This is a genomic window from Daejeonella sp. AP26, from assembly GCF_056680515.1.
Genome location: NZ_CM155286.1, coordinates 231458 through 251177, shown reverse-complemented (window position 1 = coordinate 251177; position 19720 = coordinate 231458). Strand labels below are relative to the sequence as shown.

18 protein-coding genes and 1 tRNA gene are annotated in these 19720 nt (G+C 43.0%); 9 read left to right on the top strand and 10 right to left on the bottom strand.

The features are described 5' to 3' along the window. The first annotated feature begins 125 nt into the window (after window positions 1-125). The 7 genes from AC1MCB_RS00970 to AC1MCB_RS00940 all read left to right on the top strand — a co-directional run bounded on the left by AC1MCB_RS00970 (window position 126) and on the right by AC1MCB_RS00940 (window position 7947). Complete coding sequence (locus AC1MCB_RS00970; protein ID WP_479966876.1) at window positions 126-1724, top strand: ArnT family glycosyltransferase; 1599 nt, start codon at window positions 126-128, stop codon at window positions 1722-1724. Continuing rightward, a complete protein-coding gene (locus tag AC1MCB_RS00965) occupies window positions 1721-2677 on the top strand; it encodes a glycosyltransferase family 2 protein (RefSeq protein ID WP_479966875.1) in 957 nt (318 codons plus the stop codon). Before AC1MCB_RS00970 ends, AC1MCB_RS00965 begins: the two co-directional genes overlap by 4 nt. Then, entirely contained in the window at window positions 2646-3566 is a 921-nt protein-coding gene (locus tag AC1MCB_RS00960) for a lysylphosphatidylglycerol synthase transmembrane domain-containing protein (protein WP_479966874.1), read from the top strand. The genes AC1MCB_RS00965 and AC1MCB_RS00960 overlap by 32 nt, the downstream gene beginning before the upstream one ends. A 73-nt stretch (window positions 3567-3639) precedes the next feature. After that, window positions 3640-5424, top strand: a complete 1785-nt coding sequence (locus AC1MCB_RS00955) for an aromatic amino acid hydroxylase (protein WP_479966873.1) — start codon at window positions 3640-3642, stop codon at window positions 5422-5424. Further along, window positions 5421-6125, top strand: coding sequence for an SDR family NAD(P)-dependent oxidoreductase (locus AC1MCB_RS00950; protein ID WP_479966872.1), 705 nt, complete (start codon window positions 5421-5423; stop codon window positions 6123-6125). Before AC1MCB_RS00955 ends, AC1MCB_RS00950 begins: the two co-directional genes overlap by 4 nt. A gap of 10 nt (window positions 6126-6135) precedes the next feature. Continuing rightward, the gene (locus AC1MCB_RS00945) at window positions 6136-6633 is read left to right on the top strand and encodes a hypothetical protein (protein ID WP_479966871.1); all 498 of its coding nucleotides are present in this window, start codon (window positions 6136-6138) and stop codon (window positions 6631-6633) included. A 231-nt stretch (window positions 6634-6864) separates the two neighbouring features. Then, entirely contained in the window at window positions 6865-7947 is a 1083-nt protein-coding gene (locus tag AC1MCB_RS00940) for an AI-2E family transporter (RefSeq protein WP_479966870.1), read from the top strand. A gap of 40 nt (window positions 7948-7987) precedes the next feature. Here the strand turns inward: AC1MCB_RS00940 and AC1MCB_RS00935 are convergent, their stop codons facing one another. Further along, window positions 7988-9025 carry a virginiamycin B lyase family protein gene (locus tag AC1MCB_RS00935; RefSeq protein WP_479966869.1) on the bottom strand — a complete coding sequence of 346 codons (1038 nt, stop codon included), beginning with the start codon at window positions 9023-9025 and terminating at the stop codon, window positions 7988-7990. 200 nt (window positions 9026-9225) lie between these two features. Here AC1MCB_RS00935 and AC1MCB_RS00930 point away from each other — a divergent pair, with 200 nt between their 5' ends. Further along, window positions 9226-10149, top strand: a complete 924-nt coding sequence (locus AC1MCB_RS00930; RefSeq protein WP_479966868.1) for an alpha/beta hydrolase — start codon at window positions 9226-9228, stop codon at window positions 10147-10149. Here AC1MCB_RS00930 and rlmF read toward each other — a convergent pair. The 9 genes from rlmF to ric all read right to left on the bottom strand — a co-directional run bounded on the left by rlmF (window position 10142) and on the right by ric (window position 19369). Next, window positions 10142-11080 carry a 23S rRNA (adenine(1618)-N(6))-methyltransferase RlmF gene (gene rlmF / locus AC1MCB_RS00925; RefSeq protein WP_479966867.1) on the bottom strand — a complete coding sequence of 313 codons (939 nt, stop codon included), beginning with the start codon at window positions 11078-11080 and terminating at the stop codon, window positions 10142-10144. The two genes, AC1MCB_RS00930 and rlmF, sit on opposite strands and share 8 nt — an antisense overlap. 78 nt (window positions 11081-11158) lie before the next feature. Further along, window positions 11159-12841 (bottom strand): FAD-dependent oxidoreductase, encoded by a 1683-nt coding sequence (locus tag AC1MCB_RS00920; RefSeq protein WP_479966866.1) that lies wholly within the window; start codon window positions 12839-12841, stop codon window positions 11159-11161. A gap of 592 nt (window positions 12842-13433) precedes the next feature. Continuing rightward, the gene (locus AC1MCB_RS00915; protein WP_479966865.1) at window positions 13434-13865 is read right to left on the bottom strand and encodes an RrF2 family transcriptional regulator; all 432 of its coding nucleotides are present in this window, start codon (window positions 13863-13865) and stop codon (window positions 13434-13436) included. Window positions 13866-13869: 4 nt separating this feature from the next. Then, complete coding sequence (locus AC1MCB_RS00910; protein ID WP_479966864.1) at window positions 13870-14193, bottom strand: metal-sulfur cluster assembly factor; 324 nt, start codon at window positions 14191-14193, stop codon at window positions 13870-13872. Further along, window positions 14193-15470, bottom strand: coding sequence for a cytochrome C oxidase subunit I (locus tag AC1MCB_RS00905; RefSeq protein WP_479966863.1), 1278 nt, complete (start codon window positions 15468-15470; stop codon window positions 14193-14195). Before AC1MCB_RS00905 ends, AC1MCB_RS00910 begins: the two co-directional genes overlap by 1 nt. After that, window positions 15470-16282 carry a DUF2249 domain-containing protein gene (locus tag AC1MCB_RS00900; protein ID WP_479966862.1) on the bottom strand — a complete coding sequence of 271 codons (813 nt, stop codon included), beginning with the start codon at window positions 16280-16282 and terminating at the stop codon, window positions 15470-15472. The genes AC1MCB_RS00905 and AC1MCB_RS00900 overlap by 1 nt, the downstream gene beginning before the upstream one ends. Next, the gene (locus AC1MCB_RS00895; RefSeq protein WP_479966861.1) at window positions 16272-16757 is read right to left on the bottom strand and encodes a hypothetical protein; all 486 of its coding nucleotides are present in this window, start codon (window positions 16755-16757) and stop codon (window positions 16272-16274) included. The genes AC1MCB_RS00900 and AC1MCB_RS00895 overlap by 11 nt, the downstream gene beginning before the upstream one ends. Before the next feature lie 49 nt (window positions 16758-16806). Then, window positions 16807-18183, bottom strand: coding sequence for an NAD(P)/FAD-dependent oxidoreductase (locus tag AC1MCB_RS00890; RefSeq protein WP_479966860.1), 1377 nt, complete (start codon window positions 18181-18183; stop codon window positions 16807-16809). 235 nt (window positions 18184-18418) lie between these two features. Next, entirely contained in the window at window positions 18419-19369 is a 951-nt protein-coding gene (gene ric, locus AC1MCB_RS00885; RefSeq protein WP_479966859.1) for an iron-sulfur cluster repair di-iron protein, read from the bottom strand. Between the two features lie 259 nt (window positions 19370-19628). Between ric and AC1MCB_RS00880 the strand changes: the two genes are divergently transcribed. Beyond that, window positions 19629-19704, top strand: a tRNA-Gly gene (locus tag AC1MCB_RS00880). Window positions 19705-19720 lie beyond the last annotated feature (16 nt).

Sequence of the window (19720 nt, the reverse complement as noted above, 5' to 3'; positions counted from 1 at the left end):
TTGAGGGCCCCAATGCAGTTAAGACAAATACTGCTGATTGCTATTAAAACAGCCAGACCTCAGCTACTTTAACTTATTTTAGAGGGCTTATTGACCGTCTATTTTACTTTATCTTTGCCGACTCTATGCAGCAACTGGAAACTTACGTACAAAAATATCCCGGTTGGGCGTTCTTCATCTTGCTGCTGGCAGCTCTACCTCCATTTCTAATTAACTTGGGCCTCTTACCTCTCTTCGCTGATGAGCCTACACGGGCAAATGTGGCGTTAGAGATGATTCTCAGTGGTAACTATGCAGTTCCAACTATTGGGGGCGAATATTATTACAACAAACCCCCTCTTTATAACTGGCTACTGGCTGGACTCTACCTGTTAACAGGTAGCTTTTCTGAATTTGTGACGCGCCTGCCAGCGACTATTCCCATGTTCCTGTTTGCGATAACCATATACTACACAGTTAACTATTTTCTAAAGAATAAGCACATCGCTGCAATAAGCGGACTTTTCTTCCTGGTGAATGGCCGAATGCTTATTTACGATTCAATGCTTGGGCATATCGACATCTTCTACTCATGGCTTACTTACGTATCGTTCATGAGTATCTTCTACTTTTATCAGCGTAAACAATGGTTTAACCTCTTTTTTTTTAGTTACCTCATCACAGCGGTCACTTTTTTATCCAAAGGCTTACCATCGATAGTTTTCCAGGGCTTTACAATTATTGCTTTACTGATCTATACCAAAAATTTAAAAAAAATTGTTAGCTGGCAGCACATTATAAGCGGATTAATCTGCCTTCTGATTATCTCTATTTACTTTATAAACTATCGTCAGTATAACTCAAACTTAGAAGGTTATTTTAGCACGATCTGGGATCAGAGCAGCAGGCGCACGCCTGTTCAAACCGGCCTCGGAAAAACCTTGCTTTATGTTTTAGGATTTCCTTTCGAACACCTTGTTCATTTGTTCCCTGTAAGCATCCTGGTTTTGTTTTGCTTGCATAAGCGATTTTGGCGGGGCCTGATGAATAATGACTTCCTGAAGTTTGTCACTATTATATTTCTGGCGAATATTTGGGTTTACTGGCTTTCGCCAGAGACGAGACCACGGTACATTTTGATGCTCTACCCTCTGGTATTTATCGTCTGGGCGCATGCTTTTTACACTTATCGAAGTCAGCTACCCAGAACAGATAAGGTTGTAAAGTATATCCATCTTGGACTCGCTGCACTTATCACCTTAGCACTCCCATCAGCGCTCTTTCTGGGTCTTGAAACATTCATTTCAGATTTGACCCTGAAAGTAACTGTAGTTTTTGTAGCAGCAGGATTATTCACATGGCTGATCTATCGTTTCAAAAAAGATTATATTTTCCCTTTCATCGGGTTTCTGCTCGTCGTCAGGCTAGCTTTTAGTTGGTTTGTACTGCCGCATCGACTTCATCACGGAGAATTAAATTACTTTCGACATGCAGCTATCGAAATCGGCAAAATAACCGACGGAAAACCTCTATATTTCTATCAATATAAACCTGAGCTTGAAAATATTCCGTTTCATGACAGGTTAATATTTTACATGGAGCGCACCCGCATGCAAAAGGTTAAGTTTGTTGCTACAGATGCTATGCCGGGTTATTATTTTACCTTTGATAGGGATATAGAACGACAAGACGCTGAATTAATAAAATCTTACAATGGCAACCTTAAATTGTTTAGAGTAAAATGAGAGAACTCTCCGTTGTCATAACCGTTCTGAATGAACGTGAAAATATTCAACCGCTTATTCTCGCAATACGCAACGCTTTAGATGATATTGATTACGAAGTTGTCTTTGTAGACGACGGCTCTGATGACGGGACACAAAAAGAGATCCGCAACCAAGCCGACGGTCGCATCCGGTTGGTAGAACTGCGTAAAAACTACGGACAGAGTACCGCTATGACAGCCGGTATTGATCATTCTACCGGTGCCTTTATCGCATTAATGGACGGAGATCTTCAGAATGATCCTACCGATATTCCATTCATGTTGAAGAAGCTGGTGGATGAAGATTGGGACGTGGTGGCTGGGAATCGTAAAAATCGCCAGGATGGAATGTTTCTTCGTAAGATCCCATCGAAAATAGCTAACGCCTTAATTCGCCGAATGACAGGTGTGTATATCCGCGATTACGGGTGTACCTTAAAGATCTTTAAACGGGAGATTGCAGAAGATCTTGGCATTTACGGCGAGCTGCACCGATTTATCCCTGTACTTGCCAAATTGCAAGGCGCGAGCATTACCCAGGTGGACGTAAAACACCACGCCAGACGTTATGGGAACTCTAAGTATGGCCTGAACCGGACGTTTAAAGTGATGTCTGACCTGATCCTGATGGTGTTCTTCAGGAAATACATTCAGAAGCCGATGCATCTTTTTGGAACGATGGGATTTGTATCCTTAGGATTAGGAGTAATCATCAATACATACCTTCTAATCCTTAAAATTATGGGGCATGATATATGGGGTAAGCCTTTGCTCATTTTAGGGATGGTGTTTCTATTGGGCGGTATCCAATTGATTACCTTCGGGATTTTAGCAGAGATAAACGTTCGTACTTATTTTGAGGGTACGAACAAGAAGACTTACCAGGTTAGACGAATTTTTGATGGAGAAAAAAAGGCTTTGGAGCATAATTAAGCTCATACTTAAGATTGGAATCAGCGGCTTATCCTTGTACCTGGTTTTCACTAAGGTTAATTTGAATGATCTTCAGAAAGCAGTATCCGCAGCTAATCCATGGTTTCTCATAGCTGCATTTATTTGTTTTGTTGTTTCGACTATCATCACCTCTTCACGGCTAAACTCGTTTTTTAAAGGAATTGGAATTCATGTTTCTAACATATTCAACTTTAAGATCTACCTGCTGGGTATGTTTTATAATTTATTTCTGCCGGGAGGGATTGGCGGCGATGGCTACAAAATTTTCTACCTGCGCAAACGCATGGAAGTAAAGGGCCGAAAGCTGTTTCAGGCTATATTCTTTGATCGTTTAAGTGGCTTCTGGGCGCTCGGATTAATTATTTCTGCATTGGTGGTCTTTATCCCCAAATTTGGCATACCTACCTGGCTTCCTATCACAGTAGTTATCATTGGGAGCATTGCGTATTACTTTGTAATGAAACGCTTTTTTGTTGATTACAGCCACTATTTTATTTCGACACATTTGAAGGCGATCCTCGTGCAGTCGATGCAAGTCATCTCTATTATATTCTTGCTCTATGCACTTCATTTTGACGGGAAGTTTTCCCCCTACCTGTTCATCTTCCTTGTATCATCGCTCGTCGCGGTTATACCGTTTACGATGGGAGGTTTGGGCGCCCGTGAAATGGTATTTCTATATGGGGCAGACATTTTCGGCATTGACGAACATTACGGGGTCATCATCAGTCTGCTGTTTTACTGTATCTCCGCATTGGTATCTCTGTCGGGTATGTATTTTGTTTTAAATCCGAAGACACTCGAGGATACCGGAGGTGATATTGGGAATTTGAAAGAAATACCTGATCTGACAGAACTAAATCCTTAATTTACGGCAATACAAAGCGGGTTAAAAATTTCTTAAATTTATATCCGTTCTTTATCCATCAAATTTTCTATAAATGATGAACAGCTTTAACGATTTTAATAATCCGCAAGTTGCCAAGTTACCTAAGCATCTGAAACAGTTTATTGTTGAACAACAATATGATCAGTATACGCCTGTCGATCATGCGGTATGGCGTTATGTGATGCGCCAGAATTATAGCTTTCTCAAAGACGTTGCTTACTATCCATATATTCCCGGACTTGAAGCGGCAGGACTGACCATAGAGAGAATTCCAAATCTTCAGGACATGAATGACGCCCTTGGTAAAATTGGCTGGGGTGCTGTTACAGTTGACGGATTTATTCCACCGGCGGCCTTTATGGAATACCAGGCTTACCGGGTGTTGGTGATTGCGGCGGATATCCGGCAGATCCATCATATTGAGTATACTCCTGCACCGGATATCATTCATGAATCAGCCGGCCATGCTCCTATTATTGCCGATAAGGATTATCACGAATATCTGAGCTACTTTGGCTCTATTGGAGCTAAAGCTATTTTCTCTTCCAAAGACTTTGAATTATACGAGGCCATCCGTCACCTTTCAATATTAAAAGAGATGCCTGATGCTGACCCCGCGGAAATTCGTAAAGCTGAAAAGAAAGTAGAATACTGTCAGAATAATCTGGGTGAACCTTCAGAAATGGCCCTGTTAAGCCGGTTACATTGGTGGACTGTCGAATACGGTTTAATTGGCACTCTTGACAACCCTAAAATTTACGGTGCAGGATTACTTTCTTCAATTGGAGAAAGTGCCAGTTGTATGCGTCCGGACATAAAAAAAATACCCTATACCATCGATGCCGTCAATTATCCATTTGATATTACGCAGACGCAACCGCAATTGTTCGTAACTCACGACTTTCAAAATCTGATCAACGTGCTTGAACAATTTGCGAATACCATGGCATTCCGGGTGGGCGGATTAGAAGGATTGCTCAAAGCAGTAGAGTGTAAAAACGTATGTACCGCAGTATTCAGCTCTGGGCTGCAGGTTAGCGGTGTATTTACTGATGTTGGAATGGACCGAAAAAACAGCGTTACTTTTTTAAGAACCCAAGGGCCCAGCGCGCTTGCATTTGACAACAAAGAACTCTCTGACCATAGCAAGAGCACTCATGCTGATGGCTTTTCATCTCCCGTAGGTAAGCTTAAAGGATTTTCTAAGCCTCTTGAAGAATTTGGAGAACACGAGCTTCAAGCTATCGGTGTAATGCCGGGTAGCCGTGCCAGCCTGCAGTTTGATAGCGGTATTCATGTTAGCGGGAACGTTAAAAATGTAGAACGTAAAAATGGCAAAGTAGTATTGATCAGTTTTTCGAATTGCTCGGTGAGCGATGAGACTGGCAAACTCCTGTTTGATCCTGCATGGGGAAACTACGACATGGCAGTAGGCGAAAAGATAATTTCTGTTTTTTGCGGAGCGGCCGACAAAGATGCTTTCGAAGAGGTGGCTTTAATATCTAAGACAGCAACGATTCGTCCGGAGTATGACCAAAAAACCCAGCAATACCACAGATTATATGAGACCGTTCGTGAGGTTCGCGAGACTCAATCTGGCTATGAGACTTTGAGTAATGTATGGAATCAACTCAAAGACAAGTTTAGGGAGGATTGGCTTTGCTCCCTCGAGATTCTTGAGATATTAGAACATGAAGAGACCATGTCTGAACTTGCCCGTGAGATCAGGATATTTTTAGAAATGAAGGCTGCAACTGAACCGGAATACACAAAACTCATTCAGGATGGTTTCTACCTGATCAAGAATCCGGTAAGTCAGCAAAAGTTAAGCGTATGAACATCGTAATAACTGGTGCCAGCAGTGGGGTTGGATTTGAAGCCGTTTTGCAGTTTATTCTGAATAACGACCATCGGGTAATCGCGTTAGCCCGCTCGGAAGATAAACTTCAGCGTTTATTCGACATAGCCACTAGCCTTAACCCGGATTGTACACTATATACGCGTAAATTTGATATTGTGCATGATGACTATGCAGCTGAACTTCTTCCATTTATTGAATCGAAGTTTGGGACGGTTGATATTTTAATCAATAATGCCGGGTCATTGATTAACAAACCTTTTGAAGAACTTGTTCAATTAGATTTTGCCGAAATGCTGCAGATCAATTTGCTTGGCCATGTAAAAATGATTCAACATCTGCTTCCGCTAATGATGCCCGGAGCCCACATATTAAACATTGGCAGTATGGGTGGGTTCCAGGGGAGTATTAAATTTCCGGGCCTGGCTGCCTACTCCGTTAGTAAAGCGGCACTACACACATTGACTGAATGCCTGGCATTTGAACTGGAAAACCGGCAAATTAAAGTGAATTGCCTGGCACTTGGTTCAGCACAAACGGAGATGTTTGAAAAAGCTTTTCCGGATTATGAGTCACCTGTAATGGCTTTTGAAATGGGGAAATATATAGCAGATTTTGCTCTTACCGGGCATAAATTCTTTAATGGAAAGATATTGCCAGTAGCCGTTACAACACCTTAACCCCTGCCCTATGAAGCGTTCCCTTCTATGTTTATTAGCAATTATAACACTCGCTTCTTGTCAGAATGAAAAGCCCTTAAAAGATACTTCTTCAGACGATACCATCAGGGAGCCGTCAGTTACGGCGAAAGAATCTGACAAAACACTTGACGTTCCATGGATAGCAGTTTTTAATGATAGTACGCAGTTGTTGGAATTAAAGAAAAATCCGGTAGCCCATCCCGATAATCTGAACGAACAGGATATCATTGATGCCTTAAATTTGAAATACCCCCAAATTAAGATGGAGGCGGTTTCCAGGGAAGGTAACAAAGCGATTGTAAAGATTCCAAACGCTGTTTACTTAACCCAGGAAATGGGCTCCGCAGGAGCCAGAGCATTTTTAGCAGAGGCGACCTACTCGTTAACTGAAATCGATGGTATCGATTCTGTGGACTTTAGATTTGAGGCAGGTGACCATGCTATGCCTGGTATATTAACCCGGAAAAGCTTTGAGAACTTTAATTAAATCCAATTTCAAAAAGCACTTTTCACCTTCCTTGTAACCAGTCTGAAGTTCGGTTGTATAAGACTATTGAAATGAATTTTCATTCCCATCCTGTTTCTTTAAATTTACCTCGTTGAGCCTCGTTTTGTAATTACAGTGCTTAAATGTAATTTGCTGTAGATTTAATATTCGCCCACTTATTTGGTAAATGCAAATTGACCAAACCGGATACTATTTGCTTATCTGCTTTTTATGCAAAAACTTCAACGCAGCGTCTATATTTTATTATTGTTATTTCTCGCTTTCAGTGGACTGTACTATGCACGTGAGTTCCTGATCCCCTTATCGCTTGCGGCGCTTCTGGCGATGCTTTTTGTGCGTTTTAGCAACTACCTTGAGAGTAAAGGAATGCATCGGGGATGGTCAGCGTTGGTGTGTGTCTTATTACTTCTCCTGCTGGTAGCTGGTGCTTTTACACTCTTATCTCTCCAGCTAAGCAACCTTGCAGATAATTTGGATGGGATAAAAATGCGGCTCCTTGATATGCTGGACCAAGTTAAGGTATGGATACAGCAGACTTTCAATATCTCGTACCAAAAGCAAAAAGAGTTGCTGGAAGATCAGAGTAAGGGAAGCAGCAGCCAAATAGGCTCTTTTGCAGGTTCTTTTATGGGGATATTGGTGAACTCAGTCCTGGTAACAGTTTACATCTATCTTTTACTCTACTCCCGGCATCACATCAAGCAATTTATATTGAAGTTGTTCCACACAGATAAGAGAGTAAACACTGAAAAAGTGATCGGCGAATCGGTTCAGGTAGCCCAAAAATACCTGGGCGGACTTAGCGCGATGATCGTTATGCTGTGGATCATGTATGGTATTGGTTTCAGCATCGTTGGCGTAGAATATGCAATCTTCTTTGCCGTTCTTTGTGGTTTATTAGAGATCGTTCCTTTTGTGGGAAACATAACAGGTACGTCTATAACAGTATTAGCCGTGCTAGTTCAAGGGGGTGATACCAGTATGCTCATCGGCGTAGTGTGTACTTACCTCTTAGTGCAGTTCCTGCAGACCTATATTATCGAACCCCTGGTTGTGGGTGAACAAGTTAGTTTAAATCCACTGTTTACCATCATGGTTATTGTGGTAGGAGAAATGCTGTGGGGTATCGGAGGAATGGTTCTGGCTATCCCATTATTAGGTATAGTAAAAATTATTTGCGACAATGTTCCCGAACTTCAACCTTATGGCTTTCTGATTGGTTCTGAAAAGAAGAAGAAGAAGAAACGGCCGGTACTGTTTGGCACACTGAAAAAGAAATTAAAAAGTTCGTGAACATAGAAGTTTACACTATCTACTTCATTTTTTTGAGAAATTATCCTAAAGGAATTTTTCTTATCCGACCATTTTTGCTGTCCGTTATATACAATACATTTTTATGGATTACTAACGATACTGGATTGAAAAGCTTTGCAGTTATTCCAACTCCATCTAAAAAACCGTTATCTGTTCCTGCAACTGTAGTTACCTCGCCTGTTGTAAGAATAGACCTGATCCGAGAATTATAATAATCAGCTATGTAGATAGTGCCATCTTCTGCAATCGTTAAATTTGTTGGAAATCTAAATCGTGCATCCGATGCCTTTACTGCATCGTCGTTCCCTTCCGCGTTTGTGCCTGCAACGGTACTTACTATTAGATTCGCATTTATCTTTCGGATAGAATGATTGCCATAATCTGAAACATACAAGGAGCCGTCTTTATCAAGTGTCACACCAAATGGGAGGTTGAATCTGGCCTCAGCACATTTACCATCTTTATATCCTGCGTGGCCTCCTGCTACTAATGTAACACGCCCCTTCGGACTTATTTTCCTGATCTCATGATTGAAAGTATCAGCGATATATAAACTCCCATCAGGAGCTAATGCAATACCGTTAGGAGAATTAAACCTTGCTTTTACATGAGTACCATCCGTGTTTACTTCAAAAACCTCAAGTTCGCTTATTAGACCTTCGGGCGTGACTTTAACAATGCGGTTATTTAGTGATTCACAAACATAAAGCATTCCGGCGGGCCCGATTTCTATACCCGATGGAGCATTTAGGGATCCTATAGGTGTCACGGTTTCAACCAAGCCTTCAGGAGAGATCTTACGAATGTTGCCATTTCCATTATCGGTTAAAAATAAAGTGCCCTCAGAAGTGGCGGCAATGCCAAAAGGTGATTTGAAAGATGCCTGTAAAGCTGGGCCATCCTGATTTCCCTGTAAAAAAGAACCAGCATATGTAGAAATAAAAAATACATTAACCTTCGTAGTGATGGGGTCTGAATCACTGGCTTCTTTCTGACAAGACAAAAGCAAGAGCAAACCTACGAAAGTAATAGCTGCTTTAGTTCTGAATGGAGTCATAGCAAATCACGATTGATACCGTATACCTAGATCTAATACTTTATTTCTGACTTTCGATTTATATGAGACACAACAAGCTCAAGTTGTTAGAGTGGACGTTAGAGAGCCATCAATTACCTGTTGCAGAATATCTATAACCAATATACTGAATCAATAACTGACTTGAAATAGATTTCGTATTTTGTTCGAAAGTGTGAACCATGTGCAAATTAGTAATAGCTGTAATATTTTTTTCAATATCGATGAATGTGAATGCGCAGAATATAATTTCTCTTTATCCGCCAGAACAAGTCCCAAATGCTATTAAAAGTGCTGAACAGGAAATTACGGACGTCGATAACGCTAATCAAATCAGGTATAGCAAGATTACCCAACCAACGCTGGAGATTCATCTTCCTGAAAACGGAAAAGCTACAGGAGCTGCTGTAATCATCATACCTGGAGGCGGTTATGGTATAGTTGCCTATACCCATGAGGGAACTAACATTGCATCGGCATTTAACAAAATGGGAGTTGCAGCTTTTATCCTGAAATATCGGTTGCCTTCAGCCAAAACAATGGTTGACATGAGCATTGGTCCCTTGCAGGATGCGCAACAGGCAATTAAAACCGTCAGGATGAGAGCGAGAGAATGGGGGATTGATTCGTCTAAAGTTGGTATCATTGGATTTTCCGCAGGCGGCCATCTTGCTTCAACGGCCGGAACACACTTCAGCAAAGCGGTTATAGAAAATAAAGAGCGGACTAATTTGCGTCCAGATTATATGATATTGGTTTATCCTGTGATTAGCTTCACTAAGGAATTGATGCATAAAGGCTCACGTGATAATTTAATCGGATCAAATCCAACGGAAGAACTTAGCAATCTTTTCTCAAATGAGCTTCAGGTATCGGATAAAACACCTCAAACCCTTCTCATTCATGCCGGGGATGACCAATCTGTAAAGGTCGGTAACACCATCAAATTCTATGAAGCTCTTTTGAAGCATAACGTCCCAGCCGAAATGCATATCTATCCAAAAGGGGGACATGGATTTGGTGTTCACAATCAAACCACACCTGATAAATGGATAGAAAGAGTAGAAAACTGGCTTAAAGCAATTAGTATTATTCCAATTAAATAGCGTTATCACCCCTGAAGAACGTCCAGGCTAATATTCTGCTCACCTTCTGACCTTGTGCCATATCTATAGTGCGCACATCTGATGCACCTGCACTTTTAAGCTGGTGATAAGCTGCATCCAATGTACTCCTTTTTGAAACCAACGTAGAGAACCAGTTGCAACTGTTAGCATATTGTTGACTTTCGAGAATCATCCGTTTCAAAAAACCTTCTTCTCCCCCTTCACAGGAAAGCTCGTTCTGCTGGCCGCCAAAATTCAATACATCCTCCGTTTTACCTTTTTGACCAAGGTTCTTCCACTTACGCTGAGTCCCAGCTTCCGCAGCTGAAGCAGAGGAGTGGAAGGGCGGATTACAAACACTCAGGTGAAATTTCTCGCCCTGTTTAATTATTCCGTCGAATATGTTACTTGCAGAAAGTTGCTTTCTCACCTCAATAGCTTTTGATAATCCATTGGCTTCAATTATATTTTTCGCAGAGCGTACGGCAAGATGATCTATATCTGAACCAACGAAATTCCAACCATATTCTTTAAAACCAATAATGGGATAAACACAATTAGCACCCACGCCTATGTCCAGAATTTTAACACTTTTACCACGTGGGATTACACCACCGTTAAGCGAAGCAAGCAGATCCGCCGCATAATGAATATAATCGGCTCTTCCTGGAATTGGAGGGCATAAATAACCAACCGGGACATCCCAGAAATCTATATGATAGAAATGCTTCAACAGAGCACGGTTAAGCGCTTTTACAGCTGCTGGATCATTAAAATCGACAGACTGATCGTTGAAATTGTTAATTGATACAAATTCAGCTAGTTCAGGAGAACTTTGAATAAGTTTTTCAAAATCATATCTGAACCGATGTAGATTTCTTGGGTGAAGTACAGCTTTTTCTTCCTGGGAAGGAGTGTGTTTTAATGTCATTAAAAGCAATCTGGTAATATTTCAAAAATACGGCAATAATAACCATATTCATTGCTCAATTAAATGTGGACCCTCAAATTACGCACAAACCATCACGCTCTCCGCTAGCATCTTTTCTCTACAGTAGCTCTTCCACAGCAAATAACCACCTGACACATTAACGACCTTGTTTTCCAAACTTTGAACAAGAATCCGTTGGGCCAAATAACCGCGCATACCTTGCTGACAAAAAATATAGATGGTTTTTTTCTCAGGTATTTCATCAATCCGGTCGCGCAATTCATCCAGCGGAATATTAACCGCTCCGGGCATTGTTCCCTCCTGGTACTCTGCTTCAGTTCTTACATCAAGCAAAACATCATCATCATCAATGGCGGCAAGATCTGAACATTGCACCACTTTTAAACGACCCAGCAGGATGTTTTCCGCAACAAAGCCTGCCATATTCACCGGATCTTTTGCCGATGAAAAGGGTGGCGCATAAGCGTGCTCAATTTCCTCCAGGTCATAGATCGTTCCTTTGTTTTTAATTACAGCTGCCAGAATATCAAGCCTTTTATCTACTCCATCCTGCCCGATCACCTGGGCGCCTAATAATCGTCCGGTTTCAGGAGTGAAAGCGATCTGGATAGTCATTAATTGTGCGCCTGGATAGTAGCCGGCATGTGAGGTCCCGTGAATTGTAGAAACGATATGATCAATGCCGTTCTTTTTCAAATGCTTTGCCGCCATGCCGGTGACGCCAATATTTAAATCAAAAAGCTTAAGTATTGCCGTATTTATAGATCCCTGATAGGATTGTTTATTGCCGAAAACCAGGTTAGTAGCACAAATCCGCCCCTGCTTATTAGCCGGACCAGCCAAATATGCAGGCATCGAAATACCGGAAATAGGGTTCTTAAATTCTATCGCATCCCCCACCGCGTAGATATCCGGATCAGACGTTTGCAGATATTCATTCACCCAAATCCCCTTTGCAACACCCAAATCCAGGCCTGCTGTTTCGGCTAAAAACGTATCAGGTTTAACGCCAATAGACAAAATAACGATATCCGCCTGTATTGATTCCCCGTCTTCAATGGCTACGCTTAACTGCACACCATCCTTAACAAAACCTTCTACCTTAGTGTTTAAATAAAGGTTGATACCCTTTTCGCGTAAGTGCTGCTGAGCGATGGCAGCAATAGGATAATCTACCGGCGCCAGTACCTGGTTTCCCAGTTCAACCACGCTGACCTCTAAACCCAAATTACTCAGATTTTCGGCCATTTCAAGACCTATAAATCCAGCCCCAATCACCACGGCCTTCCGCACGGAAAGCTTATTGACATACGCCTTGATATAATCGGTATCCCCAACATTCCGGATCGTGAAAATCCCATCCAATTCTATACCTGGGAAGGGAGGAACGATCGGATTAGCTCCGGGTGAAAGAACGAGCTTGTCGTAACTTTCATAGTACTCGTCGCCTGTTCTCAGGTTTACTACTGTAATAGTTTTGGCCGCAGCATCAACAGCCGTAACCTCTGATCGTACCCGCACGTCAATCTGAAACCGTGTCGCGAACGAAGACGCAGTTTGAACAAATAACTTATTCCGGTCTTTAATCACGTCACCAATATAATAGGGTAACCCGCAATTCGCGTATGATATGTACTGACCTCTTTCAAAGATCACGATTTCTGCATGTTCGTCTAAACGCCTTAAGCGGGCTGCTGTACTTGCGCCACCGGCTACGGCTCCAATGATGATGTATTTCAAACTCTTAATTTAATTTCTAATCAAATAAAGGAGTTCGTAAGCAGTGGCCGCGTGACCTTGGTCATATAATTAAATGAGAGTAATTATAAAGCGGCTGTCAAAGCCAAAATAATCATGCTAAACAAACAGCCAGAAAAGAGCTTAGTGTATAATTTCGACAATCCAACCGCGCAAAACGACATAAACTATTCGTCGGAAATGACGATGTTTTGTCTTCGAGATAACAGGGTGTTAACAGCGTGATAACAGTATGATAACAGTATGCTCAGCATATGCCGATATGGTTATCACCCTGTTTACACATAGTGTATTAATGGTAATGATATTCTTTACATGTAAAAGGCTCCACCATAGTACATAACAGGCTGAAAGCCTGGCCGTATTGTCCTCTATGAAAAAACATACGTTTTGGAGAAGAATCCTGTGCACGGTTACGCCGTACAGAGTCGGTAGCTATTCGGAGATTTGTTTTGAAGTGTTTCGGAAGATTGATGGTGATCGGGGCGACCCGATAGATTAGTCCCAGAAATATTAGAACAGATCTGCGTCGTTTAGCGGCCCAAGCCTGCGGGAAAGTCGCTCAAGCCTGCCTCTACCCGATCAGGTAAGCTAAGCCATGAGTGACCGGATCGGTAAGGTGCCTCACTTTCTTTACCCGGAACAGGTTTTCAATCAGATCGCGGGCCACTTTATACTCATCATGGATCGGGCAGGGATGCAGCGCGTTGCACTGACTTAAACCCAGGCCGCATTCCTTGAAGATCTGCTTACCGTCTATGGTCTCAACAATGCCAATGATTGGCTGTTCCTGCTGCTGTTCATTGATATAAAATCCTCCTGATGGTCCCTTCATACTGTTAATTAGCCCTTGCCGGGCCAGTGTCTGCAGGATCTTGCCCACAGTGTGCTCGCTTGCATTGATATGCTCAGCCGTTTCTTTGATCCCAGCCTTCTCGCCCAGCGCACTTCGGGAAGACAGGTAGATCACCGCTTTGATGGCTGTTTTACAGGTAAAACTCAACATCCGCTTATCCGTTTAAAAAAGCCTCGCCTTCAGGCGAAAGAAATTCGTGACTCCAGGCGGGGTCAAACGTTAGGGTAATGTTCACCGCATAATCACTGAATGCGGAACTGACGGATTGTTTCACGTCACTCTGAATACTTTCACCCATAGGGCAAAACTGCGTAGTCAGCGTCATGACGATATCAATTTCTTTTCGATCTTCATTGAAGTTGATCCCATAGATCAAACCCAGGTCCACTACATTCAGACCGATCTCCGGGTCGTACACTTCGTACAAACCTACCAGCGCCTGATTACACTGTATGTGATCATTTGTTATTATTTCCATTACTTCTTTGGTTGATGAAACAGGGTTTTAGCCACGTTCCAAACATAAAACACAGCGGAAGCAAGCAAAGAGGCCGCCCCGCTTTTTAATAAAATATCATTCAGTATAATAATCCCGGCCAGGAATAGAAGAAAGCCCAGCAGATAAAGGAGCGCCATGATTTGAAAAAGCCGCTCACTGAATAACTCTTTCGGGGCCGGTGTTTTACCGCCGGCCCGGCTACGATACACTTTATTCCAGACGATAAAGGGTAGGGTCTTAAAGGTCATACCGAAAATGATGGCCGTGATCCAGCCGAAGAAAATACAAAAGCCGTACAACAGCACGATGTTCGCCCGTTCATCTATAGAGATGAAATAAATGACTGCCAGCAAGGCGATCAATGGCAGGAACAATAGGGCGACAGACAGCAAGGAAACCTTCATTTGCTCGTCTACCTGTTTGCGGATCCGTAAACGATAGGCTGTATAACAAAGCCGCCCGAACAACAGGAGGGCGATCAGTACCAGCAAAAACGGAGTATAGTAGAATTGAGAATAAGCCTTTAAGGTCTTCAACACGATAAATCCCAATAGGGCTCCATTGATCAGCGCGTAAACCCACCACAGCGTGGCTTTGCTGGTATATTTGGAGATCAGGAACATAGGGATAAGCCTTGACGCTACACCGATCACCAGGAGCAGGAACCATCCCGCCAGGCCCATGTGTGCGTGCAGCGACAGGTATTCCATGGAATTATCCGGCAACAGCGAACGGCTGAAATTGAATACCAGCAGTAAGCCAAAGAAAACGGTTACGAACAGCCACAGGGAGGCAGTGGCGATAAACCAGGCATGCACATCATTCCGCTTGCTTTCGATGATGCTGGTGACCACATTCAGAAAATAGCAGACGACCGACAAATTGACCAGGACTGCCCCCGTTTGAAGCACCCAGCCGGTGTTGAACTGGTAAAAACCGGTGACCAGAAACGGAATCCCAATGGCTGCAAAAATGAAGGATAGGTAGGCCAGCAGATTACTATCCAGCTTACCTTCTATCAGAACGGGTAGCAACTGATGACTGGCACCCAGGATGATCATGGTGCCCCAGCCAAGGGCCATCAGGTGAGTGATAGCCAGAGTTTGCGGTTGAAAATAATGCTGGTGTACCACTCCGGTATTGATCAGGAGCAACACGCAGGCAAGTAAAAAGGACAGGGCGCCATAGATGTAAAATGGCAATACTACCTGGTAAGAAGTAGTTTTCTGTGATCCGGTATCAGAGGATGGGAACATTAGCTTTTAAAGATCAGCAAATATACTTCCCCTTCACTGATCTCCTTGATGCGGTAGTCGAAATTTCTTTCCTTCAGTTCGGTGAGCAGGAAAACAGGGATCCGTTTGTGATGTACATACAAAGCGGCATCGGGAGCCAACTTCTCTAAAGACTCCAGAATGGTCATCATCGGCATGGGCATTTCTAGATGACGGACATCGATTTGCTGCAGCTTATTTCTATGCTGGCCGATGATCTGTTCCCAGTCATCATGCTCTGACGAGCTCGCTTCTACTTTTATACCGCTCTCTGCATCTGTTTTGCTGAAGTAAGTTTCCACCAGGTCTTTATCGAGCACATCGACATAGGATTGGAAGCCTTGTTTTTCTAAAAGCTTAATCAGCGGTGTAGGCTCAAATGTATTGACGATCTTCAATATTTGCCCTGACTGCAGCTCTTTCACCGTTTTCTGAATCAGCTTCAGCGGATCATCACCGCCAGCAAGCATAGAACGAACATCCAATGTTATAATATGTCCGGCTTCAACATCTTTGATGAACTGCGGCAGAGGCAAATGATCGGGAGCTGCTTCGTCGGGTTCGGGAGCACTATCCACTTCAAAGCCGTAAAGCTTTAGTGTCTCGAAAAAGTCTTCAGGCTTGCAGCCACCAATTTTAGAAGCCATAGAGATACTGGTACGCCCCGCCATCAGCTTTCGCAAAATTGGATTGCGCAGTTTCTTAAAATCCGGACTCAGCGTGACAATAGCTTCCAATGCATCCGGATGGTGCTTCAGCAGGGCCGCTATCTTTGTCTGTGAATTAATTAGCATTTGCAAAATATTGATTGAACTTTTGAACATTTGCGCTAAGCACGTCAGCTATTGGCTTTGCTTCTGCTGCTGTGGCTGCTTTTTTCAGATCATTTACATCTTTCATAATCGGCTCCAGCCATAAATGTAAAGCGTCATGATCAGCGCCTTTCATTTTGCAATCTTTGACTAATCCGCCCAGTTCTTCCTGCATATCTGCCGCAAAAACCTGGTATGATCCGAGGTCTGTATCTTTTTTATTCTGGAATTCGTTAACCAGGGCATTCAGGTTAGCGGCGTGCACCCATGTGCTTTCATCCGACTGCCATTTACTTCCCTTATTCAGTGCTAGTGCGACGGCATGGGCTTCCCCGGTATCTGAATGAGCATCGGCAGCCTCTGTTTGAACGATATCGGTTGATCCTTGTTTCTTCTCACTGGTACAGGCCAGAAACAAAACAACTAATAAACCGGTCAATGTGATCTTAATTTTCATGATGCTATTGTTTTAAATTTTTTGTAAATATTGAAAAATTACAGGATGATCAGATGGTGGTACCTGTTGCGACCGTCATTTCCTTCTTTATCGGGAAGCCGCTTTTAATACCCCTTACCAGTTGATTTTCATCCGATGAGTTGGCTCGTTTCTTTTTCTCCGTTGGTCGGATAATTAGGCGAAGGGACTGATCGTAGGTGATATATTGCCAAACCCAATTGATCAGAATGAAGAGCCTGTTCTTTAAGCCAATGACCGACAAGAGGTGCACTAACATCCAGATGAGCCAGGCAGTAAGTCCCCGGAACTTGATCTTTCCCATCTCAGCGACCGCAAGATTCCTCCCCACAGTGGCCATGCTTCCTTTATCTTGATAAATAAAGGGCTTTAATGGCTGGTGGTTCACCAGACGTTTTAAATTGCCGGCCAGCAGCGCTGCCTGTTGCATTGCCACCGGGGCTACTTGCGGATGACCCTTCGGTTGTTGGTCGGTCATCATACAGGCAATGTCTCCCAGTGCGAAGACATTTGTTGTTCCGGCGACCCGGTTGTAAGTGTCTACGCTGATCCGCTTATTGCCTAATACAGCTGCTGCAGGAATTCCTTCCATAGCCGCACCTTTTACCCCGGCTGCCCATATCAGGCAGCGTGTTTTCAAGGTCGATTCATCGCTTAAATAAACTGTTTCTCCATCATAGTCCTTAACTGCTGTTCCGGTTAAAACCTCTACCCCCAGCTCTTCCAGATAACCTTTTACCCGCGTCGCTGAAGCCGAACTCATGCTGTTGATTAAACCGGCTGCTGCTTCGAGCAGGTAGATTTTCATGGATGTGAAGTTCAGCTCCGGATAATCTTTAGGCAGCAGTTTATTCTTCATTTCTGCAATAGCACCGGCCAGTTCTACCCCGGTCGGTCCGCCACCAACGATCACAATGTTCAGCAATGCCTCCCGGTCGATTTCATTATTGGTAACCAGGGCGTGCTCGTAGTTCTGCAAAAGCGTATTCCGGATTAGTAAAGCTTCAGAGACCGATTTCATCGAATAGCCGTGGTGATTTAGGTTATCATTGCCAAAGAAATTACTCTCAGCGCCATTGGCCAGCACGAGATAATCATAAGGGATGAGCCCAATACTTGTTTCGATCTCATTCCTTTCAGGCAGTACTTTTTTCACCTCCGCTACACGGATGAAGATGTTCTTCTGATCCTGAAATACTTTTCGCAAGGGGAAGCTAATGCTGCTCGGCTCTAGTCCGGCGGTAGCCACCTGGTAGAGTAAAGGCTGAAACTGGTGGTAATTATTCTTATCAAGCAGGACCACCTGGAAGTGTTGCCCCGATAATTTCCGGGCTAATGTTAATCCGGCAAACCCGGCACCTACTACGATTACTCTTTTCTCTTTGACGTCTGTTTCTGGAATGTCCATATTAGATTGGTATAACTATGTTGTTCCTGCTCAGACGAAAAAAGGTGAAAACATTGTGAAAGTAAGAACATGTTGATTTTTTATGTAACCCCGACCATGGGCCTGGGCGTGAAACTGGCGAGCAGCGTTTACTAATGTGGCTGGCGAAAGCACCAGCCACAATGCAATTTTGAAGGTTTGAGCCTTTCAGATATAATGTTTCGTGTCTCAAATCTCAAGTCTAAGATCTCAAGTCTCAGTCAATCTCCTTTTCCATCGCCACCGCTTTCGGAAAGAGGATATTATTTTCCAGGTGAATATGGATATGCAGATCGTCTTCAAATTCCTGGATCATTTTAAAGAGCAGTTGATAACTTGCGCAGGCATCGGATGGAATTGCATAGCCATTGCTCAACACTCTGATCTGGTCAAGGCAGCGTCCAACATGATCGTGCTCTTTTTCCAACTCTTCAATCAGGCTTTCAAGATCTTTTTCTTCTTTTACCAAAGGCTGATTCATGTTTTTGGCAAAGACGATTCTTTTCACATAGGCAAATAATACTTTTTCTTCCTCTTCCATGTGGTCGGCAAGCTCCTCTACGATCTCATTCACCAGTGTCCGAATTTCCAATAACTCCGGATGCTGAGCCCCATGCACCTGTGCCACTTTTATAGCATAAGCATTTAGCTCAGGGGAATATTTGCGCACGTAGCTGTGATGGGTGTTTACAATATAATCAGCCAGGAAGTCGATATTCCAGTCGTTATACGATATATTACTTGCTTTTCCTTCGGTACTCAACTGCAAAAGTTCGGTTTCAATCTTACTGGCGTCAATGTTCTTCTCAGCACATACCTCCTTCAGTGTTTTCTTACCACCGCAGCAAAAATCAATACCGTATTTTTTGAAAACTTCCGCTTTACGCAGATCCTTTACCGCTATTTCACCAATGGTTTCTTTATCTTCTTCACCGCGTTTAGTGATCCGCACATCCCACCATTCGGGTCCTTCCAGCAGATACTGCCAGGTAAAGATATCGCCGCGTTCACCCAGCAGCTGATAATAAACCGGCTTCGGGTCGTGATCGTTATGAATCGTTAAGCTCTCTCCGCCGGCCAGACTGTCAAACACCTGAAAGATGGTCGGGTGTTTTAGCTTAGGTTCGATCAGCGTTACATCAATGAAGTTTTCCTGTACTGTTTCCATGATTTTATATTTTAGTTTTTTTGTTTCTGCTTCAAAGATATAGATAATAAAAGTATTCAAGTACTTTTATACTTCATATATGACATTACGTTGAAAATTCTTCGGGTATGTATTAATTAATGGCTTAGTTGAAGACAACCAACGGGAGAATAAAAAAACTGAGTCTTCTATTTGAGTTAATGAAAAATCAAGGTCTCACTAAATTTTCGCCAGATTGTATAATTATCAAATTGTCCGTAAATTAATGATAACAAAAAAAGCGAAAGTAGCTCAGCTGGTAGAGCACGACCTTCCCAAGGTCGGGGTCGCGGGTTCGAACCCCGTTTTTCGCTCCAAGTTTTGATGACCTTT